Source organism: Clostridium muellerianum (assembly GCF_012926525.1).
GTDB lineage: Bacteria > Bacillota > Clostridia > Clostridiales > Clostridiaceae > Clostridium_AM > Clostridium_AM muellerianum.
The window spans coordinates 109,745-127,693 of the sequence record NZ_JABBNI010000001.1 but is presented as its reverse complement, the minus strand read 5'-3'; the positions used below and the strand labels follow the sequence as shown (position 1 = coordinate 127,693).

Below are 17,949 nucleotides of genomic sequence, written 5' to 3'. Positions count from 1 at the left end.
AATTAAAAAATTAACCTATTTCACTAAATCAACAATGCTTTGTAAATTATTTAGATTAATTTCAAATTGTTCTCCATCTTCCATTCTCTTAAGCTTTACCTTACCCGATTGAAGTTCATTTTCTCCAAGTATGGCTGTAAATCTAACTCCCATTTTATTTGCATACTTCATGGAAGCTTTAACACTTCTGTTCATATGATCACAATCACACTTCAATCCTTTTGCCCTTAAATTATTTACTATTTTAAAAGCTTCTATTTTAGCATCATCACCCATAGCACCTAAATATAAATCTATATAGTCAGATCTAGGTATTTCTATGCCTTCTGATTCTAATGTCATAATAAGTCTTTCAAGTCCTGCAGCAAATCCAAAGGCAGGCATATCAGGTCCACCTAATTCTTCAATAAGTTTATCATATCTTCCGCCACCACAAACTGTTAAATCTTTATATATTATTTCAAAAACAGTCTTTGTATAATAATCTAATCCTCTTACTATATAAGGATCGATAGTATACTTAATTCCAATAGCATCTAGATATTTCTTTAATTCTTCAAAGTGATCTTTACAATCATCACATATATAATCCAATATAGTTGGTGCATTTTTAGTTATCTTTTTGCACTTTTCCTCTTTACAATCAAGTATTCTCATTGGATTTCTTTCAAATCTTGATTTGCAAGTGTTACAAAGTCCATCATAATTTTCTTTTAAAAAGTTTTTTAGTGCCTCATTAAATTTCTTTCTGCAATCTGGGCATCCTAAACTATTTATATTTAAACTTAAATTTTTAAGTCCTAATTCATCTAATGCTCTCATTGCTATACTTATACCTTCAGCATCTATTGAGGCTTCTTGTGAACCAAATATTTCTACTCCAAATTGATGAAATTGTCTTAATCTGCCTTTTTGAACATTTTCATATCTGAAAGCAGGAATAAAATAGTAAAGCTTTGTTGGCTGTGCTTCATTATAAAGACTGCTTTCAATAAATGCTCTTACTGATGGTGCTGTTCCTTCTGGTTTTAAAGTAATACTTCTTCCACCCTTATCTTCAAATGTATACATTTCTTTTTGGACAACATCAGTAGTTTCACCTACTCCTCTTGTAAATAAATCTGTATTCTCAAACATAGGAGTTCTTATTTCTTTTATACCATACTGCTCTGAAATCTCTCTAAACTTATTTTCAACGTAATGCCACTTATAAGAATCCTTTGGTAACATATCCTTAGTACCCTTTGGCGCTTGTATATTCATGCTAATACCTCCCTCTATTTCAGTGAACAGTCCACAGTTGACAATGGACAGTTAACGATGTTTTTTATGTTTAAAACATCATTAACTGTCAACTGTCTATTGCCAATTGTCAACTTATTAATATCTTGTATTTAAAAGTTTAATTTTCTTATTTACCATTTCATCTGTTCTTTTTATATACTCTCTTACATCCTTAACATTCGCATGTCTTTCTATTCTATTTTCATCTAAAAATACTACTTTAGTAGCTGCATCCGCTCCACAGGCTATAATAGTTTGAACCTCTTCAATAATCTGAATGTTATATTTACCTTCTTTTGAAGTTTTACAATATCCAACGTTCTCCATATTACCAACCATATTTTTCTGCCTATACATATAATACGGTTTAAAATTAAGATCTTTAGCTAATTTTACTGTTTCTTCATACATTAAGTTCAATTCCCTTTGTTCTGGTATAGAAAACTTTATATTATTAATTATGCTTTCATGAAGCTTAGATGCTCTTTTTACAGACATTCCATGTACTGTTACACTATCTGGATATAGCTTTAGTATTTCTTCACAAGTCTTCTTTACATGATTTAATTCTTCACCTGGAAGTCCTACTATGATATCCATATTTACGTGTTTAAACCCAAATTCCCTTGCCATTTTAAATTTTTCTATTACATCCTTCACAGTATGATGTCTGCCTATAAGTTTCAATGTATCATCATTCATTGTTTGAGGATTTATGCTAATTCTATGCACATTATACTTTTTCATAGTACTTAACTTACTTAAAGTTATACTATCTGGTCTTCCACATTCTACTGTAAATTCCTCTATATTATTTTCACATATAAAACTATTATATATATGTTCCATAATTTTTTCAAATTGGTTATCATTAATTGAAGTAGGAGTACCCCCTCCAAAATATACACACTGAATTTTAAGTCCCTTTTCTCTTATATACTCTGCTGTTTTTTTTATTTCATAATATAAACTCTTTAAATAAGGTTCCACTATATTTTTACATCCGTCAATAGGATTAGACGTAAATGAGCAATATAAACATCTTGTTGGACAAAATGGCATACCTATATACACACTAATTGTATTCTTATCTGTATTAACTAAGCTTTTTTCTACTTTAGCTACATTTATGCAAAGTTCCGCCTTATTTCGCTTTACAAGGGAGTGTTCACTAAAGTAGTTAATTATATACTCCTCATCTTTTCCTTCGTTTATTAACTCTAAAGCTATTTTACTAGGTCTTATACCTATTAATGTACCCCAGGGCATTTCTTTTCCAGTCTTTTTATGTAAATACTTAAAAATTGCCTTTTTAATTTCTTGTTTTTCTAATTCTTCATTTGAAAATTGAAATGTTTCTATTTCATCCTTTTGTGAAATATTAATTCTATCTTCACAAATTTCTATGGAAATATCCCAATTATCTTCTACAAAATCTATATCTGAAAATTTATAAAACATGCTTATCATATGATATACATCATATCTATATTTCATGTTATTTAATTTTATTTTGATTTTCATTATTACATATTCTCCTCTTTAAAAATGGAGAATTAAAAAATTCTCCACCATGTAACACCTATAAAAATGGATTGTGTACTCTTTCTTTTCCTATAGTACTTTCTGGTCCGTGTCCTGGGAAAACTTTAACTTCATCACTTAATATCATAAGTTTTTCTTTAATACTCTTTATTATTTCATCAAAATTTCCACCCTCAAAATCTGTTCTTCCTATGGAACCTGCAAATAATGTATCTCCTGTAAATACTGCATCTTCAATTAAAAAACAAACACCTCCTGGTGTATGTCCAGGAGTACGAGTACATTTTATATCCATATTTCCTACTTTGAAAACATCACCTTCTTTTATATATTTATCTACGTTTCCGGCAATGTCTCCATACATAAACTTACCCTTTTCTATCATTTCGTAATCCTCGGCACTAATACATAAAGGAGCATTAAACTCTTTTTTTAAACTTAATGCAGCTCCAGTATGATCTGCATGCCCGTGAGTAAGTAATATATATTTAACTTCAACATCTTCTTCCTTTACGGCTTTTATTAAAATTTCTGCATCCCCACCTGGATCCATTACAACACAATCTTTTGTTTGCTCATCTATTATTATATAGCAGTTAGCAGCATAAACCCCTGCTGGAATTCTCTTCATTTTCATAAACATACCCTCCTTAACAATTAAAAGTATTTACCTATTAACTAATTAAAAAGTTTTGTTGCTATCTATCATTAAAGTAACAGGACCATCATTTTCTATTGTTACTAGCATATCAGCACCAAATCTTCCTGTTTCAACCTTTGGTATAGCCGCTCTACACTGTCTCACAAATTCCTCATACATTTTTTCTGCATCCTCTCCTCCTAGAGCTTCTATAAAGCTAGGTCTTCTTCCTTTTCTACAGTCTCCATATAAAGTAAACTGTGATACTATTAGTAAGTCTCCTCCAACATCTATAAGTGACTTATTTAATTTTCCGTTTTCATCTTCAAATATTCTTAAATTTAAAATTTTATCTTTTAAATAAGTTATGTGTTCAGCTGTATCATCTTTAGATATTCCAAGTAAAACATTTAGTCCTTTATTTATTTCACCAACTACTTCCCCACCTATTTCTACTTTTGAGTACTTAACTCTTTGCACTACCGCACGCATTAAAAATCACCCCTTAAATTTTTAATAACTAATTTTTAGTTCTATAAACATCAATAACATTATTAATTCTTTTTATTTTTTTCATAACAACCTTTAAATCATCTATACTGGATATTTTTAATTTTATATTTATAGTAGCAATTCCATTTTTAGCAGGCTGAGCATTTATAGCATATAAATATGTGTTACTCTCACTTATAATTGCCATTGCTTCTGCTAATATTCCTTCCCTGTCTTCCGCACTAATTTGAATTTCAGCTATATACTCAGCTCCTTTAGGTTTTCCCCAGCTTACTTCTACTAACTTATTATCCTCGTTTTTCAATAAAAAGTCTACATTTTTACAATCTTTTCTATGAATTGAAACACCTCTACCTTTTGTTATATACCCTACTATTTCATCCCCCGGGACAGGATTACAGCACTTTGCAAACCTTACAAGTAAATTACTTTCACCTTTTACTATTATACCTGGTTGATTTTGTTTTGGCTTATTTTGTTTATTACTCTTATTTAATTGTTCTTCTACTGCTTTCCAATCATCCACATCATGTTTTGCATTTTTTAAATAAAGTTCTTTTAGCCTTGAAACCACATTAGATGAGATAATAGCTCCAACTCCTACTGCAGCATATAAATCATCTACAGAATTCATATTATATCTTTTAAGTGTGTTTTCTAATATTTCTCCCTTAGCAAATTCTCCAAAATTGTATCCTTGTTTCTTGGTCTCCTTTTCAAGCAAATCTTTACCTTTTATTATATTTTCTTCTCTTTTTGCTTTTTTAAACCAAGCTCTTATTTTACTTTTCGCTTGGTTACTTTTAACCATACTAAGCCAATCTATACTGGGCCCTTTTGGTATAGTTGATGCTAATACCTCAATAATTTCTCCTGTTTTCAAATGATAATCAAGAGGAACCATTTTTCCATTTACCTTTGCACCTGTACATCTATTCCCTATATCTGTGTGAATTTTATAAGCAAAATCTATTGGTGTCGCCTCATATGGCAAATTAATTACAGCACCTTTGGGTGTAAATACAAAAACTTCATCAGAAAATAAATCTATTTTAAAGCCTTCCATAAACTCTTCTGCATCTGAAGTTTCTCTTTGCCATTCTAATATTTCTCTAAGCCATGTAAGTTTTTTATCTATATCATCTGCTGTTTCTACTCCCTCTTTATATTTCCAATGAGCAGCTATACCATATTCAGCAGTTTTGTGCATTGCAAAAGTTCTAATTTGTATTTCAAAGGGTTTTCCCTGAGGTCCTATAACTGTGGAATGAAGAGATTGATACATATTAGGTTTAGGCATAGCAATATAATCTTTGAACCTACCTGGTATGGGTTTATATATAGTATGAACTATTCCTAGCACTGCATAACAATCCTTTACAGTCTCTACAAGTATTCTAACTGCTGTTAAATCAAAAATTTGATCTATAGTTTTATTTTTATTAACCATTTTTCTATATATACTGTAAAAATGTTTCGGCCTTCCATCCATATCCGATGGTATTCCAGCCCTATCCAAATTTTCTTGAAGTTGCTTTATTACTTCACCTATATACTGTTCTCTTTCTTCTCTCTTTTCTGAAATTTTTCTAACTATAAAATAATATTCATTGGGATTTATATATCTAAATGCTAAATCCTCAAGCTCCCACTTTATTTTTGACATACCTAATCTATGGGCAAGAGGTGCATATATATCGAAAGTTTCTTTAGCTTTTTCTTTTTGCTTTTCTACAGACATATACCTTAAAGTTCTCATATTATGAATTCTATCTGCTAATTTTATCAATATAACTCTTATATCTTTTGCCATAGCAAGCAGCATTTTTCTAACATTATCTGCCTGCTGTTCCTCTTTAGTTTTATACTGTATTTTGCCAAGTTTAGTTACACCCTCTACTAAATTTGCAACTTCAACACTAAATTCTCTAGATATATCATCATAAGTATATTCCGTATCTTCTATTACATCATGGAGTAGTCCTGCTGTTATAGTACTAGTGTCCATACCCATTTCAGCTAATATGCATGCTACTTCTACAGGATGTATTATATAGGGCTCTCCAGATTCTCTTTTTTGTTCTTTATGCGCCTCATATGCTAAATTATATGCTTTTGTCACCATATCTTTATCTACATTACTACAATTTTTATCTATTTTCTCTATTAATTTTTTCAGCATGCTACTACTCCTCTAAAACCAATGGCTGGTCAAAAACCAGCCATTATTTTTTACTAATATTATATTATATACTGTAGAAACTTGCAATTTATTTACACATTGTATTTAATTAAAGACATTACATCATATTTTTCTAATTTTTCTCTTCCCTTTAAATCAGTTAATTCCATAACGAAATCTACAGTTACAACTTCTCCACCTAGCTGTTCTACTAATTTAGCAACAGAGTCTATAGTTCCTCCTGTAGCTAACAAGTCGTCTACTATAGCAATTCTTTGACCTTTCTTTATGCTATCTTTATGTATTTCTAACTCATCACTGCCATATTCTAAATCGTAATTTACACTTATAGTCTCATAAGGCAATTTTCCTTTCTTTCTCACAGGCACAAATCCTGCTCCTAAAGCATATGCTACTGGTGCTCCAAATAAGAATCCTCTAGCCTCAGGTCCTATTACAACATCAATTTCCTTATCCTTTAGATATTCTACTATTTTATCTACAGTGTATTTAAATGCATCCTTGTCTTGTAGTAAAGTGGTTACATCTTTAAAGCTTATTCCTTCTTTTGGAAAACCATCTATTATTCTTACTTTTTCCTTTAAGTTCATATATATTCCCCCTCATTTATAATTGCAATAATCTATTTTAATAAAATTAAAATTTTCTAAACTTATATATTGTCATTAATTATTAACATATATTAAATTTTTAAAAGTACATTTTAAGAAATGCACAATTCATTTCCTTTAATTTCATTTTTTAAATATTTAGCTATTTGTTCAGCTCTATCCATATTAGAAGTAGTAAACAATTCTACAGCTATTCTTGCATTATCTACAGTTCTTTTACTTTTTGATGATGGTATAATATTATATGCTAATTTATATATGCTTTCTTTATTTATATTTACAATTTTATGGATTTTAATTAAAGCTTTAAGACCATAATTATTAGTATAATTTAAATGGTACATTCCTTGACTTATCATAACTTTATTTTCACCAGTTAAATTTATATTCCTGGAAAGTGTACCTATCATAACTAAATCTAAATACTTGCTTATACACTTCATTTGATAATACATAGATATAGCTTGTGCTATTTTAAATGCTATACCTACTGCTGTTAAATCTTTAAAAGTATATTCGCAATCCACTTGATTTGGATTTACAATAACAGTTTCAGGTAATACTTCAGCGCACTTATGATAATCTGTTATTATTACATCTATACCTAACTCCTTGCATAGTTCAACCTGAGAAACAGAATTCACTCCACATCCCACTGTAATAATAAGTTTTGCCCCTAGAAATTTTACATGGTTTTTTATGATATTAGCATTTATAGCAAAATCCTCATCCATGTCTTCAGGAACAACATATTCTACGTCTGCATTTAAATATTTTAAAACTAGCAACAACAAAGAAACAGCTGTTATGCCATCTAAGTCATAGTAGCCATAAATCACTATTTTTTCTCTTTCATTCACTGCCTTTATAATTCTTTCTAATGCTTCTTTCATACCCTTTAATGCAAAAGGATTCTGTGCACCTGAAAATCTAGAATACTGCATCTTTCTTTCTTGTATCTCCATAATAAAATCCTCCAAATTTATCGAAAGCATATATATTATAATTGATATTGTCGCTTTTTACAAATACTTTATAAAGAGATTATTAACAATAAAAAAATCTAGAGCTTCATATACTCTAGATTTTTTATTTTATCATAACAAAGTAATATTTTAAACAAATTTCTTTATTTTGCTGTATTCAACCTTCTATTACTCTTTTTACCTAGATGTTTTTTTAATAATACCCAGAAAGGAGTTGCTATAAATATTGATGAATAACATCCTGATGTAATACCTACTAAAAGTGGTTTTGAGAAGTTTCTTATACTAGGAACAAACACATAAATAGCTACTAAAGTTATTAAAACTGTTAAAACTGTATTTATAGATCTCGCTAAAGTTTGTGTTATACTAGCGTTACTAAGTTCTACTACATCTGATCCTCTCATATATTTATGATTTTCTCTTATTCTATCAAAAACAACTATGGTATCATTTATTGAGTAACCTATAACTGTTAACATAGCAGCTACAAACATTGAATCTATTGGTATTCTAAATACTGCATAAAATGAAAACATAATTAAAACGTCATGAATAAGTGAAAGAATTGCAGCCAATCCAAACTTAAATTCAAATCTAAATGCTACATACGCAAGCATTGCTACTACTGATAAAGCAATAGCCTGGTAAGCCTTCATCCTAGTTTCAGCACCTATTGAAGCACCTATATTTTCTTGATTTGTAACACTGCTGTTTTTATATTTAGCTTTAACTGCCTTAACAATATCATTTATATTATCATTGGTTAATTTGGCACTTTTTATTTCAATAGAAGTATTATTAACCTTATTAGATTGAAACTCTGAATCATACTTTTTTACTATACTATCTATGTCCGCTTTATCAAAAGTTTTTCCTATATTTATTTCAAGAACAGTACCACCTTTAAAATCCAATCCGAAGTCCAAACCTTTAGTAGCAGCTGTAAAAATTCCTATACATATTATAATAAGGGATATTCCAAACCATATTTTAGTCTTTTCTATAATTTTAAGCATGTTGTTTTGCCCCCCTTCTGAAGTCATGCACTCCAAAGGTTCCTATAGTCCACTTATGGTAAAACCATCCCATACCCGCTGCAAGTTTTATTAAAGTTCTTGTTACAGTTGTTGCTGTAAATAAGCTTAATGCAACACCTATAACTAAAGTTAAAGCAAATCCTTTTACTGTACCAGATCCTAATCCATAAAGAACTATTCCTGCAACAATAGTAGTTACATGAGAATCTATTACTGAAGTCATTGCTCTATGGAAACCTGCATCTATAGATGCCTTTATTGATCTTCCACCTTTTAGTTCTTCCTTCATTCTTTCAAATATAAGCACATTGGCATCTACTGCCATACCTACCGTAAGCAAGAAACCTGCTATACCTGATAATGTCAGCGTTACATTTACAGTAGCGAAAGCAAGAAGTAATAAATATACATATACTATTAATGCCAATCCTGCAATAACTCCTGGTACTCTATAGTATAAAATCATGAATAATATTACTATACCTATACCAACTTCACCCGCTAATATACTCAAAGGAAGAGCATTTGCTCCAAGAGATGCTCCTACAACTTTAGATTCAACAGCTTTAACAGTAACAGGTAATGCACCAGAATTAATTAAATTAGCCTTTCTTTTAGCTTCATCCATGCTTCTACTTCCTGAAACTTCTGCTCTACCATTATTTATCACAACACTAACTGTTGGATCTGTAAGCAACTGATCATCCAAATAAATTGATATTTTTTGTCCTAAAAACTTTTGAGTAGCATCTGCAAATTTTTTAGTTCCTGCATCATTAAGTTCAAGGTTAATTACTGGTTTTTGACTTTCTGAACCTATACCAGGTGAAGCATTCTTAACATCTTTACCTGTAAGTATAGTTTGTTTATCTGGTCCTACAAACTTAAGTTCACCAGTTTTAGCTATACCATCTATTACAGATTTCGCATCATACTTTCCTGGCACCTCTATTCTTATTCTTTTTTGTCCTTCTCTGGTTACGACTGTTTCGCTAACACCCATTTTGTTAACTCTCATAGATAAAAGTTCTACAGTTTTATCAAAGGTTGCTTGATCAACTTTACTAGCTTGAATTTCTTCTAGTACTGAAACTCCACCTTGGAGGTCAAGACCTCTATTTATAACTTCATTAAATGACTTAAGTCTATAGTCGCCAATTGTAACCCCATAGGCACCGGAATAAGCAAAAAAACCTATAAGAAGTACGCATATAACAAACAGCACAGTGCTTTTTGCTTTATTTTTCATTTTTATCCTCCTTTGTTAATAATTAACTTTTTCAAATTTACATCTATTTACAATAGCAATTATATTACTTAAAAAATATACCGTCAATATTTATAAATGTAAACTTTTAAAAAACTATTCCATCATCTTTGTTTTTAATGCAATAGCACATTCAATTCTCTTTTTCTGCATCTTACATCCTAATGAATATGGAATATGCATGTCACCATTAAAATTATAATTATTAGCTTGACATCCTCCACTGCAATAAAATCTAGCCCAACACTGTTTACATTCAGGTTTAGTATATATATGAGCATCTTTAAACTTGTCTATTATATCTGTATTTAATTCTTCAGCATCTGATAAATTTCCTAATTTAAAGTCTTCATTTCCAATAAATTGATGACAAGGATATATATCACCTTCTGGAGTTATAGCCACATATTCATGTCCTGCTCCGCAACCTGATATTCTCTTGTATACACAAGGTCCTCCCTGCAAATCTATATTAAAATGATAAAATCTGAATGGCTTGCCTTCTTTATGACGCTTAAGCATTTCAGAATATAATTTATCATACTGTTCAAATATAGTAGGTAGATCTTCTTCTCTAAGAGAAAGCGGGTGATTCTCTGGAAGTACTACAGGTTCTATTGATATTTCATCAAATCCCTGATCTGCCATAAATTTTATATCTTCAAAAAAGTCTGTATTCCATCTTGTAAAAGTTCCTCTTGCATAATACTGTTTTGACTTATCTCTTATTTCGACCATCTTTTTTATCTTAGGTAATATGCTGTCATAAGAACCAGTTCCATCCACTCTTACTCTAACTTTATCATTTACTTCTTTTCTTCCATCTATACTTAAGATTATATTTCCCATGTTCTTATCTAAATAATCCATTATTTCATCATTTAGTAATGTAGCATTAGTTGTCATGGTAAATCTTATATTTTTATTATGAATTTTCTCTTGCTCTTTTGTATATTCCATAACTTCTTTTATAGTATTAAATGCCATTAGTGGTTCTCCACCAAACCAGTCTACTTCTATATTTTTTCTTGGTCCTGATTTCTTAATAACAAAATCAATAGCTTTTTTAGCAATTTCAGTAGGCATTAATTCTCTGCAGCCTTTATAATCTCCTTCATCTGCGAAACAATATTTGCATCTTAAATTACAATCATGAGCTACATTTAAACATAAAGCTTTTATATAAGATGGTGCCTTATCAGATTTTAATGCTATATCTTCATATAAATCTTTAGAATATAATATTTCTTCATCTATAAGTGCTTTTATCTCATCATAAGCTTCTTCTATTTGTTCTTTTTTATAATCATTTTTTAATCTATCTACAACAATTTGTTTTTCTTCTAATTTTTCATCATTTAAAATGTCATAAACTAATTTATCTACTATATGTACTGATCCAGAATTTACATCTATTACATAATGCTCTCCATCCTGAATAAACTTGTGAATATTCGCCAACTTCTATTCCTCCTAAAAATAATCTCAAAAAAATTAAACTTTACCCAATAAATATCACTTGAGGTATTAATCTTATATAAATTAATTACACAAATGCTACATAATGGATAAGTTCAACTAAAATTCAGTATAGTTATTATTAACTAACTAAATCAGTTTTCACTTGATTAAATGTTTAATAAAATACGTGTGTAAATTTAAAGCAGTAACATAATGTTACTGCCCAAATTTATGTTAATTTTCACAAGCTAAATTAGCAACTGTGCAAGAAGTTTTACATGCTGATTGACATGAATTAGCACATTCTTTACATCCTGGCTTCTTTAAGCTGTCTTTTATATTTGATTTGTTTACTGTTCTTATATGTTTCATTTGAACTCCTCCATTCATACACTTTTCCGTTTGATTATAACATAAACTATAAATAAAATAAAGTTAATAATGGATTAAAGATTTCTTGCAATTATACCAGATAATGCACCTACTAACAAAGCTAATGAAAATCTAGCTGCCCGATTATAACCTATAACAGCAGAATTCCCTGATATAACAGAAACTACATAAATCACCATTAAGTACAAAACAGTCACCATAATTCCAATTAAAAATCCTCTTCTTTGTACTTTTTTTACTGCGTAAATGGTACCATACATTATACTTAAAAGCGTAGTAACTAAATAAAATATAGAACTTGTCGTTTCGCTTATCTCTGTAAAGGTCATTATAACTGCAAATATAAGAAGTAATACTACTGTTATAATGAATCCCCTTAATACTCCTTCTGCCGCTACAACATAGCTTATGTTTTTATTTTCTTCCAATTTAAAACACCTCCTACCTAATACTATCTATGTAGAAAGAAGGTGTTTTATGATTAAAATTTAAAGAACTCTACTTATCTGAACTTTTTTCTTCTTTTTTATTTTCATCTTTAGCACTTTTATTATGCTCTGTAAATGCAGATAATAAATTCAATACTCCAGTTCTATCAAGCTTAATTCTAACTTTATCTGGACCTGTTTGAAGTATTATAATTCTATCTTGTATATTCATTATCCTACCAATTATACCACCTTTAGTCATAACCTCATCATTAACTTTAAGACTATTTAGCATTGCTGCATATTGTTTTTTCCTTTTACTTTCTGGTAACAATATAACTAGATAAACAACTACAAGCATGAATATAAGTGGAGAAAATTGTATTAAAGTTTTCATCAAAATCACCTCCCTCATTTTTATAATTAACAATTAAACTTTTATTTAATTTATTCAATTCGTAATTTAAAAATATTACGAACTATAGTTAACTCTCTACTTTTAGTTTTTAACTCTTTTAAGCTCTTCCATTCCACTGTTTAAGTTTTTCACTTTTATATTCTGGAAAATAATCACCATCTATGGCATCTCTTATTTCTTGCATCATATTATTATAGAAATAAAGATTGTGTAGTACACAAAGTCTCATTGCCAATATTTCCTTAGCTTTAAACAAATGTCTTATATAAGCTCTTGAATAATGTTTACAAGCTGGACACTGGCAACCTTCATCTATAGGATTAGAATCTAATTCATATTTTGCATTAAATAAATTTATTTTTCCTTCTTTAGTAAATACATGTCCATGTCTTCCATTTCTAGCTGGAAGTACACAGTCAAAAAAGTCTACTCCTCTATCTACAGCTTCTAATATATTACTTGGTATTCCAACTCCCATAAGGTAAATAGGTTTATCTTCTGGAAGATGCGGAACTACTGCATCTATTACCTTATACATCTCCTCATGACTTTCTCCTACTGCTAAACCACCAATAGCATAGCCATCTAAATTCATTTTACTTATGGTCTTAGCATGTTCAATTCTTATATCTTCATAAACGCCTCCTTGGTTTATACCAAAAAGCATTTGTTTTTTATTTATTGTATCTGGAAGAGAATTTAATCTATCCATTTCGTCTTTGCATCTTTGTAACCATCTAGTAGTTCTAGCTACAGATTGTTCTACATAGTCTCTTGGTGAAGGATTATGTATGCATTCATCAAAAGCCATAGCTATAGTAGATGCTAAATTACTTTGAATTCTCATACTTTCTTCTGGTCCCATGAATATTTTTCTTCCATCTATATGAGAATTGAAATAAACTCCTTCTTCTTTTATTTTTCTCATCTTTGCTAAAGAAAATACTTGAAATCCACCTGAATCAGTTAAAATAGGTCTATCCCAATTCATAAATTTATGTAATCCACCCATTTTTTTTACTACGTCATCACCAGGTCTTAAATGAAGATGATATGTATTTGAAAGCTCTACCTGACATCCTATTTCTTTTAAATCCATGCTAGATACTCCACCCTTTATGGCAGCTAACGTACCTACATTCATAAATACAGGTGTCTGTATTACACCATGAGGAGTTGTAAACTCACCTCTTCTAGTCTTTCCGCACTTTTTAAGTAATTTGTACATTAAAACACCCCTTTATTTAATAAACATTGCATCTCCAAAACTAAAAAATCTATACTTTTCTTTTACTGCTGTATTATAGGCATTCATTATATTTTCTCTTCCAGCTAAAGCACTTACTAACATTATTAATGTAGACTCTGGAAGATGAAAATTAGTTATAAGTTTATCTACTATCTTATATTTATATCCTGGATATATAAATATATCAGTCCAACCAGATTGTTCCCTTACTTCTCCCTGATCATTTCCTATGGTTTCCAAAGTTCTGCATGAAGTAGTTCCCACTGCAATTATACTTTTTCCATTTTTCTTTGTTTTATTTATTATATCTGCAGTTTCTTTAGACATAGTGTAATATTCTGAATGCATATTATGCTCTTGTATATTTTCAACTTTAACTGGTCTAAAAGTACCAAGGCCTACATGTAAAGTTAAAAATGCTATATTTACACCCTTTTCCTCTATTCTCTTTAAAAGTTCCTCTGTAAAATGCAATCCTGCAGTAGGTGCTGCTGCTGACCCCTGCTCTTTTGAATAAACAGTTTGATACATTTCTTTATCTTCAAGTTTTTCCTTTATATATGGAGGAAGCGGCATTTGTCCTAATTTATCTAACACTTCTTCAAATATTCCATCATACTCAAATTCTACAATTCTATTTCCATCTTCTTCAACACTAACTACTTCTGCTTTTAATTCTCCATCACCAAATACAAACCTTTTTCCAACTTGAGCCCTTTTTCCTGGCTTAACAAGAGTTTCCCATTTGTCTTTATCTATTCGTTTAAGAAGTAAAAATTCTATTTTTCCTCCTGTATTCTCTTTTTCTCCAATAAGCCTTGCTGGCAGCACTCTTGTATCATTCAATACTAAGCAATCACCTGGCTCTAAATAGTCAATTATATCTTTAAATATTTTATGTTCTATTTCACCATTATTTTTATTTAACGTCATTAGTCTTGCTTCATCTCTTTTTTCTAATGGGCTCTGTGCTATTAATTCTTCTGGTAAATAAAAATCAAAATCTGTAACTTTCAAAAATATCTACTCTCCATTTCTTATATTTCATCATTAAATATTGACTCTTGTTCTACTGCGTTTTTATCTGATTTACTGCACTTTCTACTTCTATTTAAATGTTTATATGCACTATCCGATGCAACTCTTCCTCTAGGCGTTCTAATTATAAATCCCTTTTGAAGAAGGTATGGTTCATAAACATCCTGAATAGTGTCCAATTCTTCTCCTATAAAATATGCTAGAGTCTCTAAACCTACTGGACCACCATTAAAATTATCTACTATTGCTGTTATTATTTTATTATCTATGCTGTCAAATCCTTCTTTATCTACATCTAAAAGTTCTAAAGCAGCCTTAGTAACTTCTAAATTTACTATCCCACTACCTTTAACATCTGAATAATCTCTAACTCTTTTTAAAAGCCTATTAGCTATTCTAGGAGTTCCTCTTGATCTACTTCCTATTTCTAATGCTGCTGATTCTTCTATGCCAACACCAAGTATCTGAGCAGATCTCACTATAATTTCTTTTAACTCATCATCCTCATAAAATTCCATTGGACACATTACTCCAAATCTATCTCTTAAAGGTGATGTTAAAAGTCCAACTCGAGTAGTAGCACCTATTAATGTAAATTTAGGCAAATCTAATCTTATAGACTTCGCAGACGCTCCCTTTCCTATAATTATATCTAAAGCATAATCCTCCATGGCTGGATAAAGTATTTCTTCTACATTCCTACTTAATCTGTGAATTTCATCTATAAACAATACATCATAATTATTAAGACTTGTAAGTATTGCAGCTAAATCACCTGCTCTTTCAATGGCAGGACCTGATGTAACTTTTAAGTTTCCTCCCATTTCTAAAGCTATTATATTTGCTAATGTAGTTTTACCAAGACCTGGTGGACCATATAATAATACATGATCTAATGCTTCTTTTCTCTTTTTTGCTGCTTCTATGAAAATTTCTAATTTTTCTTTTACCTTTTTCTGTCCAATATACTCATTAATCTTTTTAGGTCTTAGACTATATTCATTTTCTGTATCTCCAACTATATTTAAAGGCGTAACAATCCTATCTTTATCATCATTCATAAAGTTATCACCTGCCTAATTCATTAAAAACTTTAAGGCATTTCTTATTATATTTTCTATAGAATCATTTTTATCTATATTTTTAACAGCACCTTTAGCTTCTTTTTCAGAATACCCTAATGCTATAAGTGCTTCTAATGCTTCTGAACCATTTTCAGAAACGCCACTTACCTCAATATTATTTTCATCACATATGTCAACTTCTTCTGGTTTTATCTTATCTTTAAGCTCCAATATAATTCTTTGAGACATTTTTTTGCCTATACCTGGTGCTCTAACAATAAGTTTTTCATCGCCAGATAAAATTGCATATTTTAAATTGTTAACACTACTTATAGATAAAAGTGATAATGCAGCTTTTGCACCCACACCACTTATTGTTAAAAGCAAATTAAACATATTCAATTCTTCCTTAGTTAAAAAACCATAAAGACCTATAAAATCTTCTCTCACTATTTGCTGTAAATAAAGCATTATTTCTTCATTTATTTTAGGAATTTTAGCTAGAGTACTTCCTGAAGTATATATTTTATAACCAATGCCACTATTGTCAACTATTATGTAATCCTTATTCATTCCTACATATGTTCCGCGTATATACTCATACATCAAAGACGTCCTCCAAAATTTTTTAAATTTTAAGTCAAAGGTTTTATACAAACTTAACATATATTACTTTACCATTATACTTAATTTAATTCAAGAAACAAAGAATATTATCCACTACAAAACGCCTCAAAGACTATTATTCATAGTCTTCAAGGCGTGCTTCTGCGTCTTCTCTTGTATTACACTGAAAATATTTATCACCTTTTGTTAAAAGATCTATATCTGCTTTCTTTAATTTATCAATTTTTACATCTGTTATATCTCTCTTCTCATCTTCTAGAAACATATTTCCTTCTTTATCAGTTTTATATATAGCAATAAATTTATCTTTTATACCAAGTACATATTTATTTGGAGCATATCTATCAAATTCTTTCATAAATACTACTTCAGAAGGTTTTATACTTGCCACACTATATCCTTGTCCTTTATAAACCTGATCTAGTTCCTTCTTTTTCTTACCTGCCAAATTGCCCGCATTTTCTTCTTTTTCAGTTACAATTTCACCACTTTTAACATACTTTTTTTTAAATACTACCTTTGCATTTGATGAAAGTGAAGTATTTACATTAGAGTCCACAGTTACAGCCTTACCTAAATCCTTACTGCGATTTTCTGCTTTATACTTGTTTTCTTTAACATTTGTACTTCTTAGCTTATTTATGCATAGATAATAACTTAAACTAAAAATTGCAATAGTTGAAACAACCAGCAAAACTGTTTTTATTTTTTTTCTATTATTATTAATAAAGTCCATAATATCCCTCCTAAAGGATATTATGGACATATATTAAAGCTATTATTCATTAAACTGATGATTTAATGAATGTTTTTTTCTTGATTATTCTTCGAAGCCTTCAGGGAACTCAGCATTGTGGTAAACGTCCTGAACGTCTTCGTCATCTTCTAAAGCATCAAGCATTTTTTGGAACTTAACTACTGTTTCTTCATCAATTGCAGTATATGTATCTGGAATCATTTTAACTTCAGCTTCTAAGAACTCAAGCTTATTGGCTTCTAAAGCTTCTCTTACTGTTCCAAAATCTTCTGCGCCAGCATCTAAAGCCATCATCATTAATTCGTCTTCATCCATATCATCTGTTTTTTCTATAACAATTTGACCCTTTTCTTGGAACATAAAAGAAACACATCCTGTAGAATTTTCATGTGATATATATCATTATCAAATTTCTTACCAAAATA

Annotated in this window: 18 protein-coding genes and 1 pseudogene; all 19 read right to left on the bottom strand. The window is 29.9% G+C overall.

Translation table 11 applies throughout. The features are described from left to right. Positions 1-15: 15 nt before the first annotated feature. Positions 16-1,263, bottom strand: coding sequence for a histidine--tRNA ligase (hisS, locus tag HBE96_RS00580; RefSeq protein WP_169295830.1), 1,248 nt, complete (start codon positions 1,261-1,263; stop codon positions 16-18). A 117-nt stretch (positions 1,264-1,380) separates the two neighbouring features. Then, complete coding sequence (locus HBE96_RS00575; protein WP_169295829.1) at positions 1,381-2,808, bottom strand: coproporphyrinogen III oxidase; 1,428 nt, start codon at positions 2,806-2,808, stop codon at positions 1,381-1,383. A 58-nt stretch (positions 2,809-2,866) separates the two neighbouring features. Then, positions 2,867-3,466: an MBL fold metallo-hydrolase gene (locus HBE96_RS00570; RefSeq protein WP_206154776.1), complete on the bottom strand. Its 600-nt coding sequence runs from the start codon at positions 3,464-3,466 to the stop codon at positions 2,867-2,869. 45 nt (positions 3,467-3,511) lie between these two features. Next, positions 3,512-3,961: a D-aminoacyl-tRNA deacylase gene (dtd, locus tag HBE96_RS00565; protein WP_169295827.1), complete on the bottom strand. Its 450-nt coding sequence runs from the start codon at positions 3,959-3,961 to the stop codon at positions 3,512-3,514. A gap of 28 nt (positions 3,962-3,989) precedes the next feature. Beyond that, positions 3,990-6,164: a RelA/SpoT family protein gene (locus HBE96_RS00560; protein ID WP_169295826.1), complete on the bottom strand. Its 2,175-nt coding sequence runs from the start codon at positions 6,162-6,164 to the stop codon at positions 3,990-3,992. A gap of 92 nt (positions 6,165-6,256) precedes the next feature. Beyond that, positions 6,257-6,775, bottom strand: coding sequence for an adenine phosphoribosyltransferase (locus tag HBE96_RS00555; RefSeq protein ID WP_169295825.1), 519 nt, complete (start codon positions 6,773-6,775; stop codon positions 6,257-6,259). Positions 6,776-6,888: 113 nt separating this feature from the next. After that, a complete protein-coding gene (locus HBE96_RS00550; protein ID WP_169295824.1) occupies positions 6,889-7,761 on the bottom strand; it encodes a DHH family phosphoesterase in 873 nt (290 codons plus the stop codon). Positions 7,762-7,925: 164 nt separating this feature from the next. Then, the gene (gene secF / locus HBE96_RS00545) at positions 7,926-8,801 is read right to left on the bottom strand and encodes a protein translocase subunit SecF (RefSeq protein ID WP_169295823.1); all 876 of its coding nucleotides are present in this window, start codon (positions 8,799-8,801) and stop codon (positions 7,926-7,928) included. After that, positions 8,794-10,071, bottom strand: coding sequence for a protein translocase subunit SecD (secD, locus tag HBE96_RS00540; protein ID WP_169295822.1), 1,278 nt, complete (start codon positions 10,069-10,071; stop codon positions 8,794-8,796). Before secD ends, secF begins: the two co-directional genes overlap by 8 nt. A gap of 114 nt (positions 10,072-10,185) precedes the next feature. Next, on the bottom strand, positions 10,186-11,550 hold the full coding sequence (scfB, locus tag HBE96_RS00535; RefSeq protein ID WP_169295821.1) for a thioether cross-link-forming SCIFF peptide maturase: 1,365 nt from the start codon (positions 11,548-11,550) through the stop codon (positions 10,186-10,188). A gap of 234 nt (positions 11,551-11,784) precedes the next feature. Continuing rightward, positions 11,785-11,922, bottom strand: coding sequence for a six-cysteine ranthipeptide SCIFF (gene scfA, locus HBE96_RS00530; RefSeq protein WP_007062455.1), 138 nt, complete (start codon positions 11,920-11,922; stop codon positions 11,785-11,787). 74 nt (positions 11,923-11,996) lie between these two features. Then, a complete protein-coding gene (locus HBE96_RS00525) occupies positions 11,997-12,371 on the bottom strand; it encodes a TIGR04086 family membrane protein (protein WP_169295820.1) in 375 nt (124 codons plus the stop codon). 70 nt (positions 12,372-12,441) lie between these two features. Continuing rightward, positions 12,442-12,768, bottom strand: a complete 327-nt coding sequence (gene yajC, locus HBE96_RS00520; RefSeq protein ID WP_169295819.1) for a preprotein translocase subunit YajC — start codon at positions 12,766-12,768, stop codon at positions 12,442-12,444. A 118-nt stretch (positions 12,769-12,886) separates the two neighbouring features. Continuing rightward, a complete protein-coding gene (gene tgt, locus HBE96_RS00515; RefSeq protein WP_169295818.1) occupies positions 12,887-14,017 on the bottom strand; it encodes a tRNA guanosine(34) transglycosylase Tgt in 1,131 nt (376 codons plus the stop codon). A gap of 12 nt (positions 14,018-14,029) precedes the next feature. After that, on the bottom strand, positions 14,030-15,055 hold the full coding sequence (gene queA, locus HBE96_RS00510) for a tRNA preQ1(34) S-adenosylmethionine ribosyltransferase-isomerase QueA (RefSeq protein WP_169295817.1): 1,026 nt from the start codon (positions 15,053-15,055) through the stop codon (positions 14,030-14,032). A 20-nt stretch (positions 15,056-15,075) separates the two neighbouring features. Further along, positions 15,076-16,137 (bottom strand): Holliday junction branch migration DNA helicase RuvB, encoded by a 1,062-nt coding sequence (gene ruvB, locus HBE96_RS00505; protein WP_169295816.1) that lies wholly within the window; start codon positions 16,135-16,137, stop codon positions 15,076-15,078. A gap of 15 nt (positions 16,138-16,152) precedes the next feature. Continuing rightward, positions 16,153-16,746, bottom strand: a complete 594-nt coding sequence (ruvA, locus tag HBE96_RS00500) for a Holliday junction branch migration protein RuvA (protein ID WP_169295901.1) — start codon at positions 16,744-16,746, stop codon at positions 16,153-16,155. 136 nt (positions 16,747-16,882) lie between these two features. Then, on the bottom strand, positions 16,883-17,503 hold the full coding sequence (locus HBE96_RS00495) for a hypothetical protein (RefSeq protein ID WP_169295815.1): 621 nt from the start codon (positions 17,501-17,503) through the stop codon (positions 16,883-16,885). 84 nt (positions 17,504-17,587) lie between these two features. Then, positions 17,588-17,905, bottom strand: a pseudogene (locus HBE96_RS00490) (YebC/PmpR family DNA-binding transcriptional regulator); the annotation flags it as partial. Between the last annotated feature and the right edge of the window lie 44 nt (positions 17,906-17,949).

Coding starts and splice junctions, on each gene's coding strand:
- hisS (WP_169295830.1), bottom strand. CDS start 1,263: ATGAATATACAAGCGCCAAAGGGTACTAAGGATATGTTACCAAAGGAT.
- HBE96_RS00575 (WP_169295829.1), bottom strand. CDS start 2,808: ATGAAAATCAAAATAAAATTAAATAACATGAAATATAGATATGATGTA.
- HBE96_RS00570 (WP_206154776.1), bottom strand. CDS start 3,466: ATGAAAATGAAGAGAATTCCAGCAGGGGTTTATGCTGCTAACTGCTAT.
- dtd (WP_169295827.1), bottom strand. CDS start 3,961: ATGCGTGCGGTAGTGCAAAGAGTTAAGTACTCAAAAGTAGAAATAGGT.
- HBE96_RS00560 (WP_169295826.1), bottom strand. CDS start 6,164: ATGCTGAAAAAATTAATAGAGAAAATAGATAAAAATTGTAGTAATGTA.
- HBE96_RS00555 (WP_169295825.1), bottom strand. CDS start 6,775: ATGAACTTAAAGGAAAAAGTAAGAATAATAGATGGTTTTCCAAAAGAA.
- HBE96_RS00550 (WP_169295824.1), bottom strand. CDS start 7,761: ATGGAGATACAAGAAAGAAAGATGCAGTATTCTAGATTTTCAGGTGCA.
- secF (WP_169295823.1), bottom strand. CDS start 8,801: ATGCTTAAAATTATAGAAAAGACTAAAATATGGTTTGGAATATCCCTT.
- secD (WP_169295822.1), bottom strand. CDS start 10,071: ATGAAAAATAAAGCAAAAAGCACTGTGCTGTTTGTTATATGCGTACTT.
- scfA (WP_007062455.1), bottom strand. CDS start 11,922: ATGAAACATATAAGAACAGTAAACAAATCAAATATAAAAGACAGCTTA.
- yajC (WP_169295819.1), bottom strand. CDS start 12,768: ATGAAAACTTTAATACAATTTTCTCCACTTATATTCATGCTTGTAGTT.
- tgt (WP_169295818.1), bottom strand. CDS start 14,017: ATGTACAAATTACTTAAAAAGTGCGGAAAGACTAGAAGAGGTGAGTTT.
- ruvB (WP_169295816.1), bottom strand. CDS start 16,137: ATGAATGATGATAAAGATAGGATTGTTACGCCTTTAAATATAGTTGGA.
- ruvA (WP_169295901.1), bottom strand. CDS start 16,746: ATGTATGAGTATATACGCGGAACATATGTAGGAATGAATAAGGATTAC.
- HBE96_RS00495 (WP_169295815.1), bottom strand. CDS start 17,503: ATGGACTTTATTAATAATAATAGAAAAAAAATAAAAACAGTTTTGCTG.